Origin of the sequence: Rathayibacter sp. PhB127 (assembly GCF_003751665.1) — a bacterium.
GTDB lineage: Bacteria > Actinomycetota > Actinomycetes > Actinomycetales > Microbacteriaceae > Rathayibacter > Rathayibacter festucae.
This window is the reverse complement of sequence record NZ_RKHW01000001.1, coordinates 2,115,380-2,132,807: the sequence shown is the minus strand read 5'-3', so window position 1 is coordinate 2,132,807 and position 17,428 is coordinate 2,115,380. Positions and strand designations below refer to the sequence as shown.

Below are 17,428 nucleotides of genomic sequence, written 5' to 3'. Positions count from 1 at the left end.
ACGACACGACCGCACGACGACACGACGGTCGCAGAGGCGACACAGGGAAAGAGGACGGATCGATGCAGGACGGACAGGGAGCGCAGGAGCTCGACGCGGCGTGGGCGGTGGCCTGGATCCGGGCCGCGGCGCAGGCGGTCTCGGAGCACCGGGTGGAGCTGATCACACTCGACCGCGCGATCGGCGACGGCGACCACGGCGAGAACATGGACCGCGGCTTCCAGGCCGTGGTGGCGAAGCTCGACGCGGCTGCCGAGCTCGCGACTCCGGCCGAGGTGCTCAAGCTGGTGGCGACCACGCTGATCTCGACGGTGGGCGGAGCCTCCGGGCCGCTGTTCGGCACCGCGTTCCTCAAGGCGTCCGGCGCGGTCACCGGGCAGGAGTCGCTCGACGGTGCCGCGGTCGCGGCGCTGCTCGCGGCGGCGCGCGACGGGATCGTGCTGCGCGGCAAGGCCGAGGTCGGCGACAAGACGATGGTGGACGCGTGGACGCCGGCGGTCGAGGCCGCGCAGGCCGCCTCGGCCGACGGCTCCTCGGCGGCCGCCGTGCTCGCCGCGGCAGCGGACGCGGCACAGGGCGGAGCGGAGTCGACCGACCCGCTCGTCGCGCGGAAGGGCCGGGCGAGCTACCTGGGCGAGCGGGCCGTCGGGCACCGCGATCCGGGCAGCGTGTCGAGCGTCCTGCTGCTGCGCGCCGCGGCCGAGGCGGCGGCGTGAGCGTCGGGCTCGTCCTCGTCTCGCACAGCGCGCGACTGGCCGAGGGACTCGTGGAGCTGGCGGCGCAGATGGCGCCCGACGTCGCGCTGATCGCCGCGGGCGGCACGGACGACGGCGGGATCGGGACGAGCTTCGAGCGGATCACCGCGGCGCTGGCCGAGGCCGACTCCGGCGAGGGCGCCGTGGTGCTCTGCGACCTCGGCTCGGCGATCATGACAGCGGAGACCGCGGTGGAGTTCCTGGACGACGAGGCGCGGGAGCGGGTCCGGATCGCGGACGCGCCGCTCGTGGAGGGCGCGGTGGCGGCGGCCGTGGCGGCGGGCACCGGTGCCGCGCTGGCGGACGTGGTCGCGGCGGCGGAGTCGGCGCGGGGTGCGCTCCTCGCCGAGTCGCCCGCGGCGCCCGCCGAGTCGGCGAGCGTGCGGCGGACGGTGCGGCTGATCAACCCGAACGGGCTGCACGCCCGGCCGGCGGCCGACTTCGTCACCCTCGCCACCCGCTTCGACGCCCGGATCGACGTGAACGGCAAGGACGCGACGAGCCTGCTCGGTGTGATGTCGCTCGGGCTCGATCGCGGCGACGAGGTCGCGATCTCGGCGACCGGTGCCGAGGCGGAGGAGGCCGTGGGGCGGCTCGCCGACCTGGTCGCGTCGGGGTTCGGCGAGGTCTAGCCGTCCAGGGCTCAGGGAGTCGCGGAAGGCGCCTCCTACCCTGGAGGCATGCCTCTGCGTGGAACCCGGCCCCCGTCCGTCCTGCTGCGGCGCGTCCTCGCGGTGCCGCGCGCCGTGCGCCGGGCCGATGCCCGCGCCGCCCGGAAGCTCAACGCGCGCCGTCCGGTGCCGCTCGTGGACGGAGCGCTGGTCGGGCTCTCGCGCGCCGCCGATCACGGGGTGCTCTGGTTCGGGCTCGGGGCGCTGCTGCTGCTGGCCGGCCGGCCCCGGGAGGCGGCGCGCGGCGCGGCCTCGCTGGCCGTCGCGAGCGCCGCGGCGAACCTCGTCGGCAAGCAGCTCTTCGGCGGCGTCCGGCCGCTCGTGGTGGACGTACCGGTGGGGCGGCGGCTCGCCCGCGTGCCCACTTCGCCGAGCTTCCCCTCCGGCCACGCGGCGAGTGCCGCCGCCTTCGCCGCCGGGGTCGCGCTCGAGAACCCGCGGGTGGGACTGGCCGTCGCGCCGCTCGCCGCGGCCGTGGCCTTCTCGCGCCTGCACGTCGGGGTGCACTGGCTCTCCGACGTGGTCGGCGGAGCGGCGCTCGGCGCGGCCGTCGCGGGCCTCGGGAAGGTGCTGGTGCCGGCGCGCCCGCGGCACGTCCCCGTCTCGGAGCGGACGAGCCGGCCGCCGGTCGACGTGCGTCCGCTCGGCGACGGTGCCGGCCTGCTGGTGGTGCTCAACCCGAGCGCCGGGCGCGACTCGCACCGGCCGGATCCGGAGCCGCTGATCCTGCAGCGCTTCCCCGCGGCGCGGGTGCACCGGCTGGCCGAGGGCGAGGACCTCGGCGACGTGGTGCGCTCGGCGCGCGCCGGCGACGCTCCGCCCGAGGTGCTGGGCGTCTACGGCGGCGACGGGACGATGGCGGTCGGCGCGGGGCTCGCGCGGGCCGAGGGGATGACGCTCCTGGTGCTGCCGGGCGGGACGATGAACCACTTCGCCAAGGCGCTGGGCCTGGTGACGATCCAGGACGCGCTCGACGCGGCGGCGCACGGCGAGCGCCGCGACGTCGACGTGGCCGAGGTGACGGCCGGGGACGCCGAGCCGGTCACGGTGCTGAACACCGTCTCGATCGGGCTGTACCCGGAGTTCGTGGCCGCGCGGGAGAAGCGCGAGAAGGTGATCGGCAAGCCGCTCGCCGCGGTCCTCGCCGCCTTCGAGGTGGTGCGCTCGACCGATCCGTTCGAGCTGCGGCGCGACGGGCGGACGGAGCTGGTCTGGTCGTACTTCGTCGGGGTGAACCGGGAGCACCCGCGCACCGCGACGCCGCTCGCCCGCCGGCGCCTGGACGACGGGCAGCTCGACATCCGCGTGCTGCACTCGGGCCGGACGCCCCGGACCCGCGGCGCGGTGTCGCTGGCGCTCGGGCGGGGCGCGACGCCGGTGGTCGGGCGGGTGCCCGGCTGGCGCGCGCCGGTGGTCGAGTCGGCCAGCACCGCGGGCGTCGCGGTCGGCGCGCGGCGACCGGCCGGCGTGGACCCGGAGTGGGCGCACGACGGCGAGAGCGAGGTGTTCGACGGCGAGCCGGAGGGCTTCCACGAGGCGAGGGTCCGGATCGTGCCGCTGGCGCTGCGGGTCTACTCGGCGGCCGACGACCGCGGGCACGGCGAGGGCGGGGCCGGGAAGTAAAGCCCCCGGCGGATGTCCGCCGATCCGCCTGCGCGCCGGGGAGCGCGTGCCACCCTGGGGAGGGAGCCGGCCGGGCTCTCCTGCAGCCGGCCGCTCCGCCGACTGAAGGAGTCCGCCGTGCGACGCATCCACTACGCCGAGGGGAGCGTCCTCACCGGGGACGACATCGCGGACGCGGTGCTCGAGTACGCCCGGATGCTCGCCTCGACGGCGACCGCCGCCACGGTGGAGATCCCCGTCCGGCGCGGCGAGGGCGTGCTGACGGCCCGGCTGCTGCTCGGGCCGTCGAGCCAGATGCTGGTCGAGGACGAGCCCGAGGACGCCGCGGAGATCGTCGACGAGGCGCTGGTCGCGGACCTGGCCGACCGCGCTCGCCGGCTCGGACGGCCCGTGCCGATGGCGACCGACGACGACCTGGCGATCCCGCTGGACGTCCTCGACTACTGAGCGGAGTCCCGCGCTTCCGGGCGCCGGGCCGCCGATCGGTCCGCGGCGGTCAGAGCCCGCTCGAGATCGTCGAGGGCGGGCACCTGGCCGGCGGTGATCTCCTCGCGGGCGCGCTCGAGCGCCAGCCACTCCGCGCGCTCGATCTCCGGGTAGGCGCGGAGCACTCCGGAGCCGCGCGGCCACTCGAGCTCGAAGGTGTTGCTCGCGACGAAGGCGATCTCGTCGGCGCACTCGGCGGCGAAGACGGTGACGGTCTTCCCGGAGCGCTGGCGGTAGGCGCCGAGGAGCGCGTAGTCGAGGTCCGGGGCGGCGACGCCGATCTCCTCCTCGAACTCGCGCCGGGCGGCGTCGAGCGGTGCCTCCTCGGGCGTGTGCAGGCCCTTGGGGATCGACCAGGCCCGCGGGCGGCGCGTCCACAGCGGTCCGCCCATCCGGCCGAGGAACACCTCGCGCTCGCCGTCACGCAGCCGGTGCAGGAGGATCCCCGCGCTCGTGGGTCCCGTCATCGCTGCGCTCATCCGCCCATCCTGCCGCCTGCCCGGGCCGCCGTGGAAGGATCGAGGGGCCGACCCGCGATCCGCCCGGAGTGACCCGCATGAGCAGCACCGAGACCAGCAGCACCGAGACCAGCAGCACCGAGACCAGCCGCGCCGAGACCGTCCGCACGGGGACCGGCATCGGAACGAGCACCGGGACGACCGGCCGTGCGCTCGTCCTCCGGAGGCTGCGCGAGGAGCTCGGCGACGCGGTGACGACCGAGGGGCCGGACTTCGAGTCCGCGCACACCGACAAGTCCGGTTGGACCGCCGGCGGTCGCGCGCTCGCCCTGGTCCGCGCGCGCTCGGTCGCCGACGTGCAGGCGACGCTCCGGCTCGCCACCGAGCACCGGGTGCCGGTCGTCCCGCGCGGCGCGGGGACGGGGCTCGCGGCGGGCGCCGTTGGCCGGGACGGCGCGATCGTCCTCTCGACGGCGGCCATGGACCGCATCCTCGAGATCTCGCTCGAGGACGAGCTCGCGGTCGTGGAGCCGGGCGTGCTCAATCAGGCGCTGTCCGACGCGGTCGCCGCGGACGGGCTGATCTTCTCGCCCGATCCGGCGAGCAAGGCGATCTCGAGCATCGGCGGCAACATCGCCACCAACGCGGGCGGGCTGCTCTGCGCGAAGTACGGGGTCACCCGCGAAGCGGTGCTCGGTCTGGCCGTCGTGCTGGCCGACGGGCGCCTGGTGCGGACCGGGCGGCGCAGCGTGAAGGGCGTCGCCGGCTACGACCTCACGGCGCTGCTCACCGGCTCGGAGGGGACGCTCGGCGTGATCGTCGAGGCGACGGTGAAGCTGCGGCCGATCCCCGCGGGCCGCGTGGTCACCGTCGGCGCGTACTTCCCGAGCGTCGTGGCCGCGGCGGCCGCCTCCGCCGCGATCACCGCCGCGCGCCTCCGACCGGCGGTGATGGAGCTGATGGACGAGGGGGCGCTCGCCGCGATCGGCCGCTACACGGGCGCGCCGCTCGACCGCGGCGCCGCCTACCTGCTCGTGCAGACGGACGGCGGGGGAGCGGAAGACGAGGCGCGCCGGATCCTCGCGATCGTCACCGGGGCCGGCGGGGACGCCGAGTCGACGGACGACCCGGTGGCGGGTGAGGCGCTGCTCGCGGTGCGGCGGGCCTTCCATCCCGCGCTCGAGGCCGAGGGCGAGGTGCTGATCGAGGACGTCTGCGTGCCGCGCTCGGCGCTGCCCGCGATGTTCGCCGCGATCCGCGGGATCGAGGAGCGCACCGGGCTGAGCATCCCGACCGTGGCCCACGCGGGCGACGGCAACCTGCACCCGAACTTCGTCGTGCCAGCAGGGTCCGACGGGGTCGGCGAGGAGGTCTGGGCGGCCGCGGGCGAGCTGTTCCGCACGGCGCTCGCGCTCGGCGGCACTCTCACGGGCGAGCACGGGGTGGGGCTGCTGAAGCGGCGCTGGCTCGCGGAGGAGCTCGGCGAGGACTCGATGGCGCTGCAGCGCGGGATCAAGGCGGTGTTCGATCCGCTGGGGATCATGAACCCGGGGGCGGTGTACTGAGGGCTCCCGCCCGGGGTCAGAGGAGCTCCTCGGCGAGCAGCCAGGCCGTCAGCACGATCGTGGCGGCCGACATCAGCCAGTAGAGGATCGTCTCGCGCCAGGAGCCGGCCGAGCCGAGCACGGGGATCGCGGCGTAGCCGCCGGACGTCCAGAGCCGCCGCAGCACGGGCGTGCGGCGCACCCAGCGCGGAGAGCGGATCCGCAGCGGCCAGAGCCAGTTGATCCCCTCGGTGGTGAGGGCGTCGCCGGCGACGTGCACGAGGTAGCCGAGGGTCGCGGCGACCTGCAGCCAGGCCCAGGTGCCGTCGGCGAGGGTGACCAGGAGGACGGTCACGACGAGCGCTCCGGCCCAGGCGATCGGCCAGGAGGGCGCCGCCCTGACCGCCTTCGCGGCGAAGGCGATCGCCGGCAGGGTGAGCACGGCGGCCAGCGAGACCGGGCCGACCAGCGGCACGGGGAAGCGTAGGGCGACCAGGAGCGGGACCAGGTACCAGACGACGGCGACGGCGAGCAGGGAGTGCATCCCGTGCCGGTGGCCGCCGCTGATGCGGCCGGCGGTCGCGGTGAGGAGGGACGCGCCGGGTGCCGAGCGCGAGATCGTCGCCCGGGCGTGGTCGGCGTCCGGGACGAGCGCCCAGCCGGCGGCGACGCCGAGGCCGACCAGCCGGAGGTCGAGCGGGAGGCCGGCGAGACCGAGCGGTGCGGCGAGGGCCGGGACGGTCGTGACGACGGACCAGGCGAGCGCGCCGGAGACGGCGTGGGAGCGACCCATCACGAGAGTGCCTCCGCGGGGTGGATCTTCAGAGCGATGAGAGCCGAGTCGCCACGCAAGAAACCGAATCGATCACGACTCCGGTCTGCAGAGTTGACCTCGCCGACTGCGATCGTAGCTCGACGCGATCGATCGGCTCGACGCACCGCGCCATCATGCGAATATCGGCGATATCGGTACCGCGCGGGCCACTGATGGCAGGAGCAGGGTCCCAGAGAGGGTCACTCGGCGGCGAAACGTCCGAGAAGATCGGCTTCTCGGGCGATCAGACGCTCGACCAGTGCTGCGGCATCGCCGTCCGGAACGACTGTGAGGCCGGCGACCTCGACGGTCGGAAGCTCCCGCAGGACCAGGGGCCGGTTCGCATCCTCCGCCGCACTCATGGGATCAGGCTAGGCCGGAGCGCAGCGAACTCGCGATTCCAGTCGCGTCCTCTGGCACGGCGTCAGCGGCACGGGCACGGCGTCTCTGGCACGGCCGCCGCACGCTTGGTGATGGACATCGCCGGAAATGCGAGAACCCCCGGCGGACCGGGGGTTCTGGTGGTGGGCGATACCGGACTCGAACCGATGACCTCTTCCGTGTGAAGGAAGCGCGCTACCAACTGCGCCAATCGCCCTGACGGCCGTCTTGTGGACGACCCGAGAAACGATCGTAGCGGATCCGCGGCGCTCCGCTGCACCGGGAACGGCGCGCCACGCCCGGGTGAACAGCGGATTGCGGGGCGGTTTCGCGCGGAAAGACGCGGGTCCGGCGTCGCGGTGCGCGAATCGGGCCGCCGTCGATTTGGAAGTTCGCGCGGCGTTCGGATACAGTCTTCTAGGTCGAGCCGGGCAGCGAAAGCGCCGGGGAGACAGGCAAGAAAAGCAAGTGGCAGCAAGACCGTGTGGCAACACACACATCATGCGGATGTGGCGCAGTGGTAGCGCATCACCTTGCCAAGGTGAGGGTCGCGAGTTCGAATCTCGTCATCCGCTCGAAGAACCGGCCCCCGGGTCGGTGTTTCACCTGGTCGGCCCGAGGAGCTCACGCTCCGAGGGGCCGCCGACACCGAATCCCGTACACGGTGGATTGGCCGAGAGGCGAGGCAGCGGCCTGCAAAGCCGTATACACGGGTTCGAATCCCGTATCCACCTCGATCGTTCACCGAGCGAGGCGCTCCTCCGGGAGCAGCGGGCGATTGGCGCAGCGGTAGCGCGCTTCCCTGACACGGAAGAGGTCACTGGTTCGATCCCAGTATCGCCCACCACGACGACACCCCCGGCTCCGGCCGGGGGTTCGTGCGTTAACGGGGCGGATCGTCGAGGACCACGTGCGTCGGCGGGTCCGCTCGGTCTAGCCTCGCAGGGTGTCAGCCTCGATCGCCGTCGGCCACGGCACCGTCCTCCGCCTGATCGTCCGCGAGGACGGTCCCGCGCTCGCCGAGGCGTACCGCCGCAACCGGCGCCGCCTCGCGCCCTGGGAGCCGCTGCGGTCGGCGCGGTTCTTCGAGGCCGGCGGGCAGACCGACGCGATCACCGACGCGCTGCACGGGCACCGATCCGGGGCGCTGCTCCCGCTGGTGCTCGAGCGCGGCGACCAGCTCGTCGGGCGGGTGACGCTCTCGAACGTGGTGCGCGGCGCCTTCGACAGCGCGGACCTCGGCTACTGGGTCGACGGCGAGCTCGAGGGCCGCGGGGTGATGACCCACGCGGTCGGCGCGACCCTCGGCCTCGCCCGTGACGAGCTGCGGCTGCACCGGGTGCAGGCGGGCACGCTGCTGCACAACGTCGGCTCGCAGACGGTGCTCGAGCGCAACGGCTTCGAGCGGATCGGAGTGGCCCGGCGCTACCTGAGGATCGCGGGGGAGTGGCAGGACCACCTGCTCTTCCAGGTGCTGCTCGAGGACGCCGCAGCGACGCCGCTGCTGCCGCCGCAGCCGTCGCCGATGCGGCTCGTCTAGGGTGATCGCGCCGACGCTCGCTCGGCGCGGGCAGCCGGAGGGACGACGGACGATGAGGCGCACGATCGGCGGACGCGGGTTCGACTTCGAGCGGGAGGTCGCGGTGATGGCGGTCGTGAACCGCACGCCCGACTCCTTCTACGACAAGGGCTCCACCTTCGCGCTCGACCGGGCCGTCGAGGCCGCGGTGCGGGCCGCCGAGCAGGGCGCCGACTGGGTCGACATCGGCGGCGTGCCGTTCGGCCGCGGGCCCGCCGTCTCGCTCCATGAGGAGCTGGATCGGGTGGTGCCGGTGGTCGCGGCCATCCACCGGCGCAGCGACGTGGTGATCTCCGTCGACACGACCCGCGCCGAGGTGGCGCGGGCGAGCATCGCCGAGGGCGCCTCCGTCGTCAACGACACCAGCGGGCTGCACGATCCCGGGATGCTCGCGGTGCTCGCGGACTCCTCCGCCCAGCTCGTCGTCACCCACAGTGTCGGTGCGCCGCGCAGCGAGCCGGCGGCGCCGCAGTACGAGGACGTCGTGGCGGAGGTGATCGAGCACCTCCGCGTGCGCGTCGACCGGGCGCGGGCGGCGGGGATCCCCGACGACCGGCTGATCGTCGATCCCGGGCACGACCTGAACAAGAACACGCTGCACACGCTGGAGCTGACGCGACGGCTGGGGGAGCTGTCGGTCCTCGGGCTGCCGGTGCTCGCGGCGGTGTCGAACAAGGACTTCATCGGCGAGACCCTCGACCGGCCGCAGGGCGAGCGGCTCGAGGGGTCGCTGGCGGCGGCGGTGATCTGCATCCTGAACGGGGCGCGGATCGTCCGGATGCACGATGTGCGGCAGGCGGTCGACGCGGTGCGGCTGACCGAGGCGGTGCTGGGCTGGCGGGCGCCGGCGTATCTGCGGCACAACGTCGCGGCCGACGAGACGGCGGATCGCGCGTGAGCACGGCGATCGACCGGCTCCGGCCGGCGCCCGCCCGGGACCTCGACGACGAGCAGCTGCTCGCGGCATACGCGGACGGCTCGGGCGAGGCATGGCTGCGGGTGAACTTCGTGTCGAGCATCGACGGCGCGGTGACCCGCGAGGGCGTCTCGGGGGCGCTGGGCGGCGAGGCGGATCTGCGGGTCTTCGATCTGCTGCGGCGTCTGGCCGACGTGGTGCTGGTCGCGGCCGGCACGGTGCGGACCGAGGGCTACGGGCCGATGGTGCTCGGCGACGAGGCCGCGGCGGCGCGGACGGCGGCCGGGCTGCCTCCGCATCCGGTGTTCGCGATCGTGTCGGGGTCGCTGGACCTCGATCCCGGGTCGCGGATCTTCACCGAGGCGCCGGTGCGGCCGATCGTGGTGACGACCGGGGCGTCGCCGGAGCGGCGGCGCGCGGAGCTGGCCGACGTCGCGGACGTGCTGGTCTGCGGCGAGGACGCCCTGGACGCGGGACGGATGCGCGCGGCACTCGTCGAGCGCGGGCTCGGCCGGATCCACTGCGAGGGTGGCCCGGGCCTCGTCGGCACACTGCTGGCCGCGGACGTCGTCGACGAGCTGTGCCTGACGATCAGCCCGTCCCTCGAGTCGGGCGACGCCGGCCGCATCGCCCGCGGCCCTGCGACTCCGCGCGAGATGCGCCTGGCTCACGTGCTCGCTGCCGGCGACACCCTCCTCCTCCGCTACCTGCGCTGACACGTCCCGCGAGATGCCACTTGTGCACGCGACACGCCGAGGAGGGCGTGCACAAGTGGCATCTCGCGGGAGGGTGGGGGGATGAGCGGGCCGGATTTGAGCAGGCAGACGTCGATGGTCGGGGTGCGGGTGCCCGAGGTGGCGATCGCGCTCAACGGGGGAGTCGCGCCGGAGCTGGTGTGGCGGAACCAGCTGGACGGGCTGACCTTCCGGGTGCGGGACGGGTACCTCAAGTGGAATCCGCGGGCGAGCGGTGTCGACCTCGGGCGGGAGGCGGCGCGGCTCGAGTGGCTCGCCGGACGGCATCCGGTGCCGCGGATCCTCGAGCGCGGGGAGGACGCCGAGGCGCAGTGGCTGCTGACGGCGCCACTGCCGGGGACGAGCGCCGTCGATCCGGGGTGGGTCGCTAGGCCGGAGGAGGCGGTGCGGGCGATCGCGGCGGCACTGCGGGCGGTGCACGCGCTGCCCGTCGCCGACGTGCCTGCTGGGCTGCGGGGGGACTCGTGGTTCGACCGGCGGCCCGCGGCGCTCGGCGCGGCTCCGGCGCTGGACGAGCCCGTCGTCGTGCACGGGGACGCCTGCGCGCCGAACACCCTGATCGGGGTCGACGGGCGCTGGTGCGCCTCCGTCGACGTCGGCGATCTCGGCGTGGGCGACCGCTGGGCCGATCTCGCGGTCGCGGTGGTCAGCCTCGGCTGGAACTACGGCGAGGGCTGGGCGCCGCTGCTGCTCCGCGAGTACGGGATCGAGCCGGACGAGGAGCGGGCGCAGTACTACCGGGAGCTGTGGGGGCGCGAGTCCTGAGCCGAGTGCGACTCGGGAGCTCGGCCATGCTGATCGAGCAGCCCGCGGAGCGGGCGCATCGAGATCCGCCGGCGTCGGGTCAGGAGTCTGCGGAGCTGGTGTGCTGAGGACGGTGGGTCTCGATACGCCCCTGCGGGCCTACTCGACCAGCATGGGGGCCGCTGCCGCGTCCTTTTCCGGGTCAGTCCTTCGCGGCCGCCCTCTCGGAGTCCTTCGCGGCCTTGTCGTCCTGGGAGGGGCCCTTCTGCCCGCGGTTCTCGCTGGAGAGGCGCAGCCAGCGGCCGTCGCGGACGTCCTTCTCGTGCACGGCGGCCTTCTTCTCGCTCGCGGCGGTGTCGCGCGGGGGCAGCTGGATGGTCTCCTCCGCCTCGATGCCGGCCTGGAGCTCGCGGCCGCGCTCGAGCTCGGCGTCGAACTCGGCGCCGAAGAGCAGAGCGATGTTGGTGATCCAGATCCAGAGCAGGAAGACGATCACGCCGCCGAGCGAGCCGTAGGTCTTGTTGTAGTTGGAGAAGTTGGCGACGTAGAACGCGAAGCCGACCGAGGCGAGCAGCCAGATGGCGAGCGCCAGGATCGACCCGACGCTGATCCAGCGGAACTTCGGCTGGCGGATGTTCGGCGCCCAGTAGTAGAGGATCGCGATGGTCAGCACCGCGATGATCACCAGCACCGGCCACTTGGCGATGTTCCAGACCGACAGCGCGGCGGGGCCGAGACCGACGACGTCGCCGACGGCGCTGGCGACCGGGCCGCTCAGCACCAGGATGAGCGCGGCGACGACGATCAGGATCACGGTGACGACGGTGACGCCGAGCATGGTCGGGCGCAGCTTCCAGAACGGGCGGCCCTCGTCGATCTCGTAGACGCGGTTCATCGCGCGGCCGAAGGCGCCGACGTAGCCGGAGGCGGACCAGAGCGCGCCGACGAGACCGGTGACGAAGGCGACGCCGGCGGCCGGGGAGTTCACCAGCGACTGGATCGGGTCGCGGAGCACGTCGACGACCTCGGCGGAGGCCAGGTTGCCGACCAGGTCGAGCACGGTCTGCGTGGTCGCCTGCGCCTGGCCGAAGAGGCCGAGGACGGAGACGATGGCGAGCAGCGCCGGGAACAGCGCCAGGACGGCGTAGTAGGTGAGGGCGGCGGCGAGGTCGGTGCACTGGTCGGCGCCGAACTCGCGTCCGGTCTTCTTCAGGACGTAGAACCAGGAGCGCTTGGTGATGTCGGTGACGTCGTCGGGCTTGCGCGCGTCGTCGGGCTCGGGCGCGGTCTTCTCGCGGGTCGTGCTCTTCTCGGCCATGCCGCCACGCTATTGCCCCGGGCGAGAGAACGGTGGCCCCTTGACGCCGAGCCGCCCGGTCGGGGAGGGGGAGCGCTCTCAGACAGCGCCGTCGACCCGGTGCCCGCGGGCCGTGCTCCCGCGCCGGCGCCTCGGACGGTGCCTCAGGCGCTGCGGCCCTGGCGGCTCGCGGCGAGGATCCCGAAGGCCAGGAAGGAGCAGGTCGCGGTGAGCACGATCAGCAGCGGGGCGTCCCAGCCGCCGCTGACGTCGTGCGCGAGGCCGACCACGGTCGGGGCGGTGGCCGCGACGGCGTAGCCGAGGCCCTGCACGGTGGCGGACAGCCGCGAGGCGTGCCGGTCGGAGCGGGAGAGGCGCACGAGCAGGACGAAGACGACGGTGATGCCGCCGCCCTGCGCCGCACCGCCGAGGAGGCACCAGAGCGCCCAGAGCGACGGCGCGAGCAGCAGGCCGAGCGGGACGGTGCACCAGAGCGCGCCGATCAGGACGATGCTGCCGAGCGGCCGGAGCCGGCGGACCACCAGCGGGACGCCGATCGCGCCGATGATCGCGGCGATCTGGAAGACGGAGGAGCTCGCTCCGGCCGCCTCGATCGAGAAGCCGTTGCGGTCGACCAGGAGCGAGGGCAGCCAGGCGGTGACGCCGTAGTAGGAGAAGGCCTGGCTGGCGAAGCAGACCGCGAGCGCGAGCACGGTGGCGCTGCGCCAGATCCGGGGCGCCGGCTCCTGCGGTCCGCGCGCGGCCGGCGGGCGCGGGGCGGGGCGGAGGGCGCGGGCGGGTCCGCGGGCGAGCAGCCAGCCGGCGACGGCCAGGGCGTTGAGCACCAGCCAGGCGAGCAGTGCGCCGCGCCAGCCGAGGACGAGGGCGAGCGGCGCGGTGCCGAGCGAGGTGATGGTCGAGCCGATGTTGAGCGCGGCGGTGTAGACGCCGGTCGTGAGGTCGACGCGCTCGGGTGCGACGTCGCGGCGGATGACGACGGGGACCACGACGTTGCCGATGGTGATGAAGACGCCGATGAGGATCGTGCCGGCGACGACGGAGACCACGTCGCCGGCCGAGCGCAGGATCGTGCCGAGGGCGACGCCGAGCACGGTGACGGTCACCGCGGCGTCCGGCCCGACCCGGCGGATCACGAGCAGGGCCAGCGGCGTGGCCAGGGCGAAGCAGAGCACCGGGATGCTGGTGAGGACGCCCGCCTGGCCGGAGGAGAGCGCGAGGTCGCCGCGGATCGCGTCGATGACGGGAGCCACGGCCACGATCGGGCCGCGGAGGACCAGCGCGACCAGGGCGACGGCGACGACGAAGAGCCAGGGGGCGCTCCGCCGCGTCACGCCGGTCAGCTGGAGAGCCCGGCGGCGCGTGCCAGGAAGGACAGCACTCCGAAGACGATGCCGATGACACCGGTGATCAGGCCCGCGGTGGCGAAGCCGCGGCCGCCGAGCTGCGCGGAGGCGGCCCGGCCGCGGACGCCGAAGACGATCGCGAGGATCGACGGGACGAGCAGCGGGTTGATCAGGATGCTGGCGATGCCGAGGACGAGGCTCGCGATCGCGAGGGAGTTGCGGCGCGCGGGGGCGGCGCCGTAGCCCGGGGCGGCGCCGTAGCCGGCGGCCGGGCCGTAGCCGGGGGCCGGCCCGGAGCCCGGGGTGACCGGGTACTGCGGGGCGGCTCCGTAGCCGGGGGCGGCCCCGTAGCCGGGCGCGGCTCCGTAACCGGGGGTGGCGGGCTGCTCGGGCTCGGGCGTCCCGTAGGCGGGAGCGGGCGGCACGGCGGGGCGCGAGCGATCCGTCCAGGCCGCTCCGTCCCAGTAGAGCTCGGCGCCGAGGTCGGCTGGGTGCGGGTACCAGCCGGGCGCGGGAAGAGGGGCGGAGTCGTCGGGCATGCGCTGATTCTAGGACGGCGGCGCGGAGCAGCGCGGCCGGGCAGCGGGACCGGGAGCGCGGTCCCGCCCGGTCGCCGCGGGGTGCGGGACCGCGGCGCAGGGCAGGATGGACCCGTCGAGCGGGCTCGCCGCGCGGCCGCCGGAGGAGGAGCCATGGGCTGGAGCATCGTCGAGGTCGAGTGGGCGGACCCCCGGGCCGAGAGCCTGCGGTCGGCGCAGCGGGTCGAGCTGGACGAGCGCTACGGCTCGGACGACCACGAGCCGGGGACGCCGCCGTCCGCCGACGACGTGCCGGTCTTCCTCGTCGCCGTCGACGAGGGCGGCGCCGCGGTGGCCTGCGGGGGGCTGCGCCCGCTGCCGGACTCGGTGCTCGGGCCGGACGTCGTCGAGGTCAAGCGGATGTTCGTCGACCGGGCCGCTCGCGGCTCCGGAGTCGCCGGGGCCGTGCTCGCCGCGCTGGAGGACAGGGCCCGCGAGCGCGGGGCGGTCCGCCTGGTGCTGGAGACGGGCACGCTGCAGCCGGACGCGATCCGGTTCTACAGGAAGCAGGGCTACGCGCCGATCCCGCTGTTCGGCTCGTACCTCGGCTCGGAGCACTCGGTCTGCTTCGGGCGCTCGCTGCGGCCGGCGCGCATCGAGGCGTCGGCGGACGTCGATCCGCGCGCCGAGGTCGGCGACGGGACGCTGGTCTGGCACCTGGCCCAGGTGCGCGAGCAGGCCCGGGTGGGCCGGGACTGCGTGATCGGCCGGGACGCGTACCTCGGCCCGGGCGTCGTGGTCGGCGACCGCTGCAAGATCCAGAACCACGCGCTGGTCTACGAGCCGGCCGTGCTCGGCGACGGGGTGTTCGTCGGCCCCGCCGTGGTGTTCACGAACGACCTGCGGCCCCGCGCCGTCACTCCGGACGGGGCGCTGAAGTCGGCGGACGACTGGCACGCGGTCGGGGTCGTGGTGGAGGAGGGCGCGGCGATCGGCGCCCGGGCCGTCTGCGTCGCTCCGGTGCGCATCGGCGCCTGGGCGATGGTCGCGGCCGGCGCCGTGGTGGCCGCCGACGTGCCGCCTTTCGCCCTCGTGGTCGGCGTGCCCGCCCGGCGGGTCGGCTGGGTCGGGCGGGCCGGTGCGCGACTCGAGGCGGCCGGCGACGGCGCGGAGGGCGCTCTCTGGCGCTGCCCGGAGACCGGCGAGGAGTACGTCGAGCGCGACGGGGAGCTGAGCCGGGTCTGAGCTGCGGGGCTGCCCGGCACAGGGCCCGGCCCGCACCGCATCCGGCACCGCGGCCCGCACTGCGGCCCGCTCAGCTGCGGTGCGGAGTGAGCCCGCTCCGCTCCGGGACGGGGTCGCGGTGCCGGACCAGGGCGGGCGGGGTGCTGTGCCCGGCGTGCGGGGCGGCGCGGAAGGCGGGCGGGGCGTCGTGCGCGGAGGTCACTGCGCTCGGCGCGGCGATCGGGAGACGCGGAGACGGTGCCGCCGCCGTCGAGGTGCCGGCCGGAGCGCCCCGTCGACCGACGCGCCGGCCGTCGACGGCGCGGGCGATCGAGATCGCGCCGAAGAGCAGCACCACGCCGCCGACGGCGACCATGATCACCGCGCGGAGTCGGTCCGAGATCTGCTCGACGGCCTTGCCGGGCGTCTGCACCTCGAGCGCGGTGAAGAGGTAGCGGTCGTCCGCGCCGTTGATCGTCTGCATGCTGCGCAGCGTGTCGACGAGCCGGTCACCGAGCGCCGTCGTCGTGGCGAGCGAGCCGTCGGCCGTCGGGGCGTCGGCGGTCACGCTCAGCAGCAGCCCCTGGCCGGCCCAGGCCGAGCGCTCGACCGCGAACTGGGTGCTGAGACCCTGCGCGGCGAGCGCCTCCGCGGTGTCGTCGCTGTTCATCACGGTGACGAGCACCTGGGCGGCGAGCGAGTTGTCCGAGGAGCGCAGGTACGGGTTGTCGGAGTTCAGCGCGGCGAGGGCCGGGTCGGCCTCCAGCTCCGCGGTGGAGGGCAGCTTCGGATTGACCAGCGCGTAGGTCGCGGTCGAGGCGTAGGTGCGCGGTGAGAGCACGAGGACGTACGCCATCGCGGCGACGGTGAGCACGAGGACGACGCCGGCGAGGAGCCGGTGGCGCCAGAGGGTGCGGAGAACGGAGACGGGGTCCATCAGGACAGCCTTTCTGGGACGTGATCGATCGCGCCGCGGGCGGGGACGGAGGCGTCCGTGCTCAGGGCGGAGGGGAGTCCGAGCTCGGCGCGGACCAGGAGCCAGCAGCTCCCGGACAGGCCGAGCACGAACGGGTACAGCAGGGCGAACACCGGGAAGCCCAGTGAGTCGAAGGTGGCGGAGGCGACCGCGGCGACCGTCGCGGAGGCGGCGACGCTCCCGGTCAGGGCGCGCAGGCGCGGGTCCCGGGCGAACTGGGCGGCGATCAGCCCGAAGAGGGCCGGGACGCCGAAGTAGGCGAGCACCGCGACGGCGCCGAGGAGGCCGAGCGTGATGGCGGCGCCGAGGTACTGGTTGTCGAGGATGAGCAGGGCGCTGTCCGGGAGGTAGGTGCCCGGGCCGGTGCCCAGCAGGGGCTGGTGCGCGACGAGGGCCGCCACGCGCGGGTAGTTGTCGAGGCGGTTGGTGATCGAGGAGTCGCTGGTGCCCGCACCGATCGAGCCGGTGAGGGTGCCGAGCAGGCCCGGGGTGGTCACGAAGAACGCGGCGACGGCGACGGGCGCGATCACGTAGCCCCACCGCCGGGCGTAGGCGGGCAGGAAGACCGCGCAGACCACTGCGCCCACCACCAGGGAGAGCACTCCCGACCGCGAGACCGTCAGCGCCAGGGCGACGACCAGCAGCACGCAGGACGCGGCGCGGAGGAACCGCGGGGTCGTCCGGTCGTACAGCAGCCGCCAGACGGCGAGCGGCAGGAGCATCGCCGAGACGACCGCGAGCTCGATCGGGTGGAAGGTGGTGCCCGCCACCCGGGTGAGCCCGTCCCGGTCCTGGAACGGCGTGCTGCCGCCGTTGTCGACGAAGCCGACCATGACGCTCCGGATCCACTCGACCGGGTCGACGTGGGTCGTGAACTGGATGATCGCCACGATCGCGCAGATCGACGCCGCGTTCACGAGCGAGCCGAGCAGCACCCGCGCGTCCTCGAGGGTGCGCACGCTCTGGGTGGTGACCAGGGCGATCCCGGCGGAGGCGAGCAGCAGCAGCAGCCAGCGGTCGGCGCTGAGCTGCCCCTCGCCGGTGCGCGGGATGGTGTCGTTCACGGCGTAGCGGACGTAGGACGCGATGCTCACGAGCAGCAGCAGGGTGAGCGCGGCCCGCCCCGGGTGGCGCATCGGGATCGGGTCGTGCAGCCCCAGCAGGGCCGACGCCGCCCACGCGCCGGTGAGCAGCAGCGCGAGCACCATCGCGACCGAGCCGGACGCGCCCAGGGGAGCGAGCACCTGATCCGCGGGGAAGAGGAACAGCGCGTAGGCGACCAGGCGCAGCAGCGTCGGGGGCCCGGTCCGCTCGATCATGACG

18 protein-coding genes, 4 tRNA genes and 1 pseudogene are annotated in these 17,428 nt (G+C 74.6%); 14 read left to right on the top strand and 9 right to left on the bottom strand.

All coding sequences use genetic code 11. The features are described from left to right. The first annotated feature begins 62 nt into the window (after positions 1–62). The 4 genes from dhaL (at position 63) to EDF22_RS10190 (ending at position 3,496) form a co-directional block, all read left to right on the top strand. Positions 63–716, top strand: a complete 654-nt coding sequence (dhaL, locus tag EDF22_RS10205) for a dihydroxyacetone kinase subunit DhaL (RefSeq protein ID WP_123704508.1) — start codon at positions 63–65, stop codon at positions 714–716. Then, on the top strand, positions 713–1,387 hold the full coding sequence (gene dhaM / locus EDF22_RS10200) for a dihydroxyacetone kinase phosphoryl donor subunit DhaM (RefSeq protein ID WP_123704506.1): 675 nt from the start codon (positions 713–715) through the stop codon (positions 1,385–1,387). Before dhaL ends, dhaM begins: the two co-directional genes overlap by 4 nt. Before the next feature lie 48 nt (positions 1,388–1,435). After that, positions 1,436–3,049 (top strand): bifunctional phosphatase PAP2/diacylglycerol kinase family protein, encoded by a 1,614-nt coding sequence (locus EDF22_RS10195; protein WP_123704503.1) that lies wholly within the window; start codon positions 1,436–1,438, stop codon positions 3,047–3,049. Positions 3,050–3,166: 117 nt separating this feature from the next. Beyond that, positions 3,167–3,496, top strand: a complete 330-nt coding sequence (locus EDF22_RS10190) for a hypothetical protein (RefSeq protein WP_123446162.1) — start codon at positions 3,167–3,169, stop codon at positions 3,494–3,496. Here the strand turns inward: EDF22_RS10190 and EDF22_RS10185 are convergent. After that, positions 3,490–4,014 carry an NUDIX domain-containing protein gene (locus EDF22_RS10185; protein ID WP_260303374.1) on the bottom strand — a complete coding sequence of 175 codons (525 nt, stop codon included), beginning with the start codon at positions 4,012–4,014 and terminating at the stop codon, positions 3,490–3,492. The genes EDF22_RS10190 and EDF22_RS10185 overlap by 7 nt on opposite strands. A 77-nt stretch (positions 4,015–4,091) precedes the next feature. Between EDF22_RS10185 and EDF22_RS10180 the strand changes: the two genes are divergently transcribed. After that, positions 4,092–5,558, top strand: a complete 1,467-nt coding sequence (locus EDF22_RS10180; protein ID WP_123704883.1) for an FAD-binding oxidoreductase — start codon at positions 4,092–4,094, stop codon at positions 5,556–5,558. Positions 5,559–5,574: 16 nt separating this feature from the next. On the opposite strand, the gene EDF22_RS10175 is transcribed toward EDF22_RS10180, so the two are convergent. The 3 genes from EDF22_RS10175 to EDF22_RS10170 form a co-directional block, all read right to left on the bottom strand. Then, entirely contained in the window at positions 5,575–6,330 is a 756-nt protein-coding gene (locus tag EDF22_RS10175) for a metal-dependent hydrolase (RefSeq protein ID WP_123704502.1), read from the bottom strand. A gap of 221 nt (positions 6,331–6,551) precedes the next feature. Beyond that, the gene (locus EDF22_RS20795; protein ID WP_166674098.1) at positions 6,552–6,713 is read right to left on the bottom strand and encodes a hypothetical protein; all 162 of its coding nucleotides are present in this window, start codon (positions 6,711–6,713) and stop codon (positions 6,552–6,554) included. A 160-nt stretch (positions 6,714–6,873) separates the two neighbouring features. Continuing rightward, positions 6,874–6,949, bottom strand: a tRNA-Val gene (locus EDF22_RS10170). Between the two features lie 286 nt (positions 6,950–7,235). On the opposite strand from EDF22_RS10170, the gene EDF22_RS10165 reads away from it, so the two are divergent. The 7 genes from EDF22_RS10165 (at position 7,236) to EDF22_RS10135 (ending at position 10,747) form a co-directional block, all read left to right on the top strand. Further along, positions 7,236–7,307: transfer RNA gene (locus EDF22_RS10165), tRNA-Gly, on the top strand. 88 nt (positions 7,308–7,395) lie between these two features. After that, a tRNA-Cys gene (locus tag EDF22_RS10160) sits at positions 7,396–7,466 on the top strand. A 38-nt stretch (positions 7,467–7,504) separates the two neighbouring features. Beyond that, positions 7,505–7,579, top strand: a tRNA-Val gene (locus EDF22_RS10155). A 99-nt stretch (positions 7,580–7,678) separates the two neighbouring features. Next, entirely contained in the window at positions 7,679–8,272 is a 594-nt protein-coding gene (locus tag EDF22_RS10150; protein WP_123704500.1) for a GNAT family N-acetyltransferase, read from the top strand. A 52-nt stretch (positions 8,273–8,324) separates the two neighbouring features. After that, positions 8,325–9,209 carry a dihydropteroate synthase gene (gene folP / locus EDF22_RS10145; RefSeq protein WP_123704498.1) on the top strand — a complete coding sequence of 295 codons (885 nt, stop codon included), beginning with the start codon at positions 8,325–8,327 and terminating at the stop codon, positions 9,207–9,209. Continuing rightward, on the top strand, positions 9,206–9,943 hold the full coding sequence (locus EDF22_RS10140) for a pyrimidine reductase family protein (protein ID WP_123704496.1): 738 nt from the start codon (positions 9,206–9,208) through the stop codon (positions 9,941–9,943). The genes folP and EDF22_RS10140 overlap by 4 nt, the downstream gene beginning before the upstream one ends. Before the next feature lie 81 nt (positions 9,944–10,024). Further along, positions 10,025–10,747: an aminoglycoside 3'-phosphotransferase gene (locus EDF22_RS10135; RefSeq protein WP_221180901.1), complete on the top strand. Its 723-nt coding sequence runs from the start codon at positions 10,025–10,027 to the stop codon at positions 10,745–10,747. 181 nt (positions 10,748–10,928) lie between these two features. Here the strand turns inward: EDF22_RS10135 and EDF22_RS10130 are convergent, their stop codons facing one another. The 3 genes from EDF22_RS10130 to EDF22_RS10120 form a co-directional block, all read right to left on the bottom strand. Further along, complete coding sequence (locus EDF22_RS10130; protein ID WP_123704492.1) at positions 10,929–12,044, bottom strand: YihY/virulence factor BrkB family protein; 1,116 nt, start codon at positions 12,042–12,044, stop codon at positions 10,929–10,931. Positions 12,045–12,187: 143 nt separating this feature from the next. Further along, positions 12,188–13,375, bottom strand: a complete 1,188-nt coding sequence (locus EDF22_RS10125) for a CynX/NimT family MFS transporter (protein ID WP_260303372.1) — start codon at positions 13,373–13,375, stop codon at positions 12,188–12,190. Positions 13,376–13,380: 5 nt separating this feature from the next. Next, a complete protein-coding gene (locus tag EDF22_RS10120; RefSeq protein WP_123704488.1) occupies positions 13,381–13,926 on the bottom strand; it encodes a DUF4190 domain-containing protein in 546 nt (181 codons plus the stop codon). Between the two features lie 153 nt (positions 13,927–14,079). On the opposite strand from EDF22_RS10120, the pseudogene EDF22_RS21095 reads away from it, so the two are divergent. Together EDF22_RS21095 and EDF22_RS21090 are read left to right on the top strand one after the other, a co-directional pair. Then, positions 14,080–14,472 (top strand): annotated as a pseudogene (locus EDF22_RS21095) (GNAT family N-acetyltransferase); the annotation flags it as partial. Positions 14,473–14,544: 72 nt separating this feature from the next. Next, positions 14,545–15,150 carry an acyltransferase gene (locus EDF22_RS21090; RefSeq protein WP_221180916.1) on the top strand — a complete coding sequence of 202 codons (606 nt, stop codon included), beginning with the start codon at positions 14,545–14,547 and terminating at the stop codon, positions 15,148–15,150. A gap of 70 nt (positions 15,151–15,220) precedes the next feature. On the opposite strand, the gene EDF22_RS10110 is transcribed toward EDF22_RS21090, so the two are convergent. Continuing rightward, a complete protein-coding gene (locus EDF22_RS10110) occupies positions 15,221–16,066 on the bottom strand; it encodes a chain-length determining protein (protein ID WP_123704484.1) in 846 nt (281 codons plus the stop codon). Next, on the bottom strand, positions 16,066–17,424 hold the full coding sequence (locus tag EDF22_RS10105) for an O-antigen ligase (RefSeq protein WP_148059172.1): 1,359 nt from the start codon (positions 17,422–17,424) through the stop codon (positions 16,066–16,068). Before EDF22_RS10105 ends, EDF22_RS10110 begins: the two co-directional genes overlap by 1 nt. Positions 17,425–17,428: the final 4 nt, after the last annotated feature.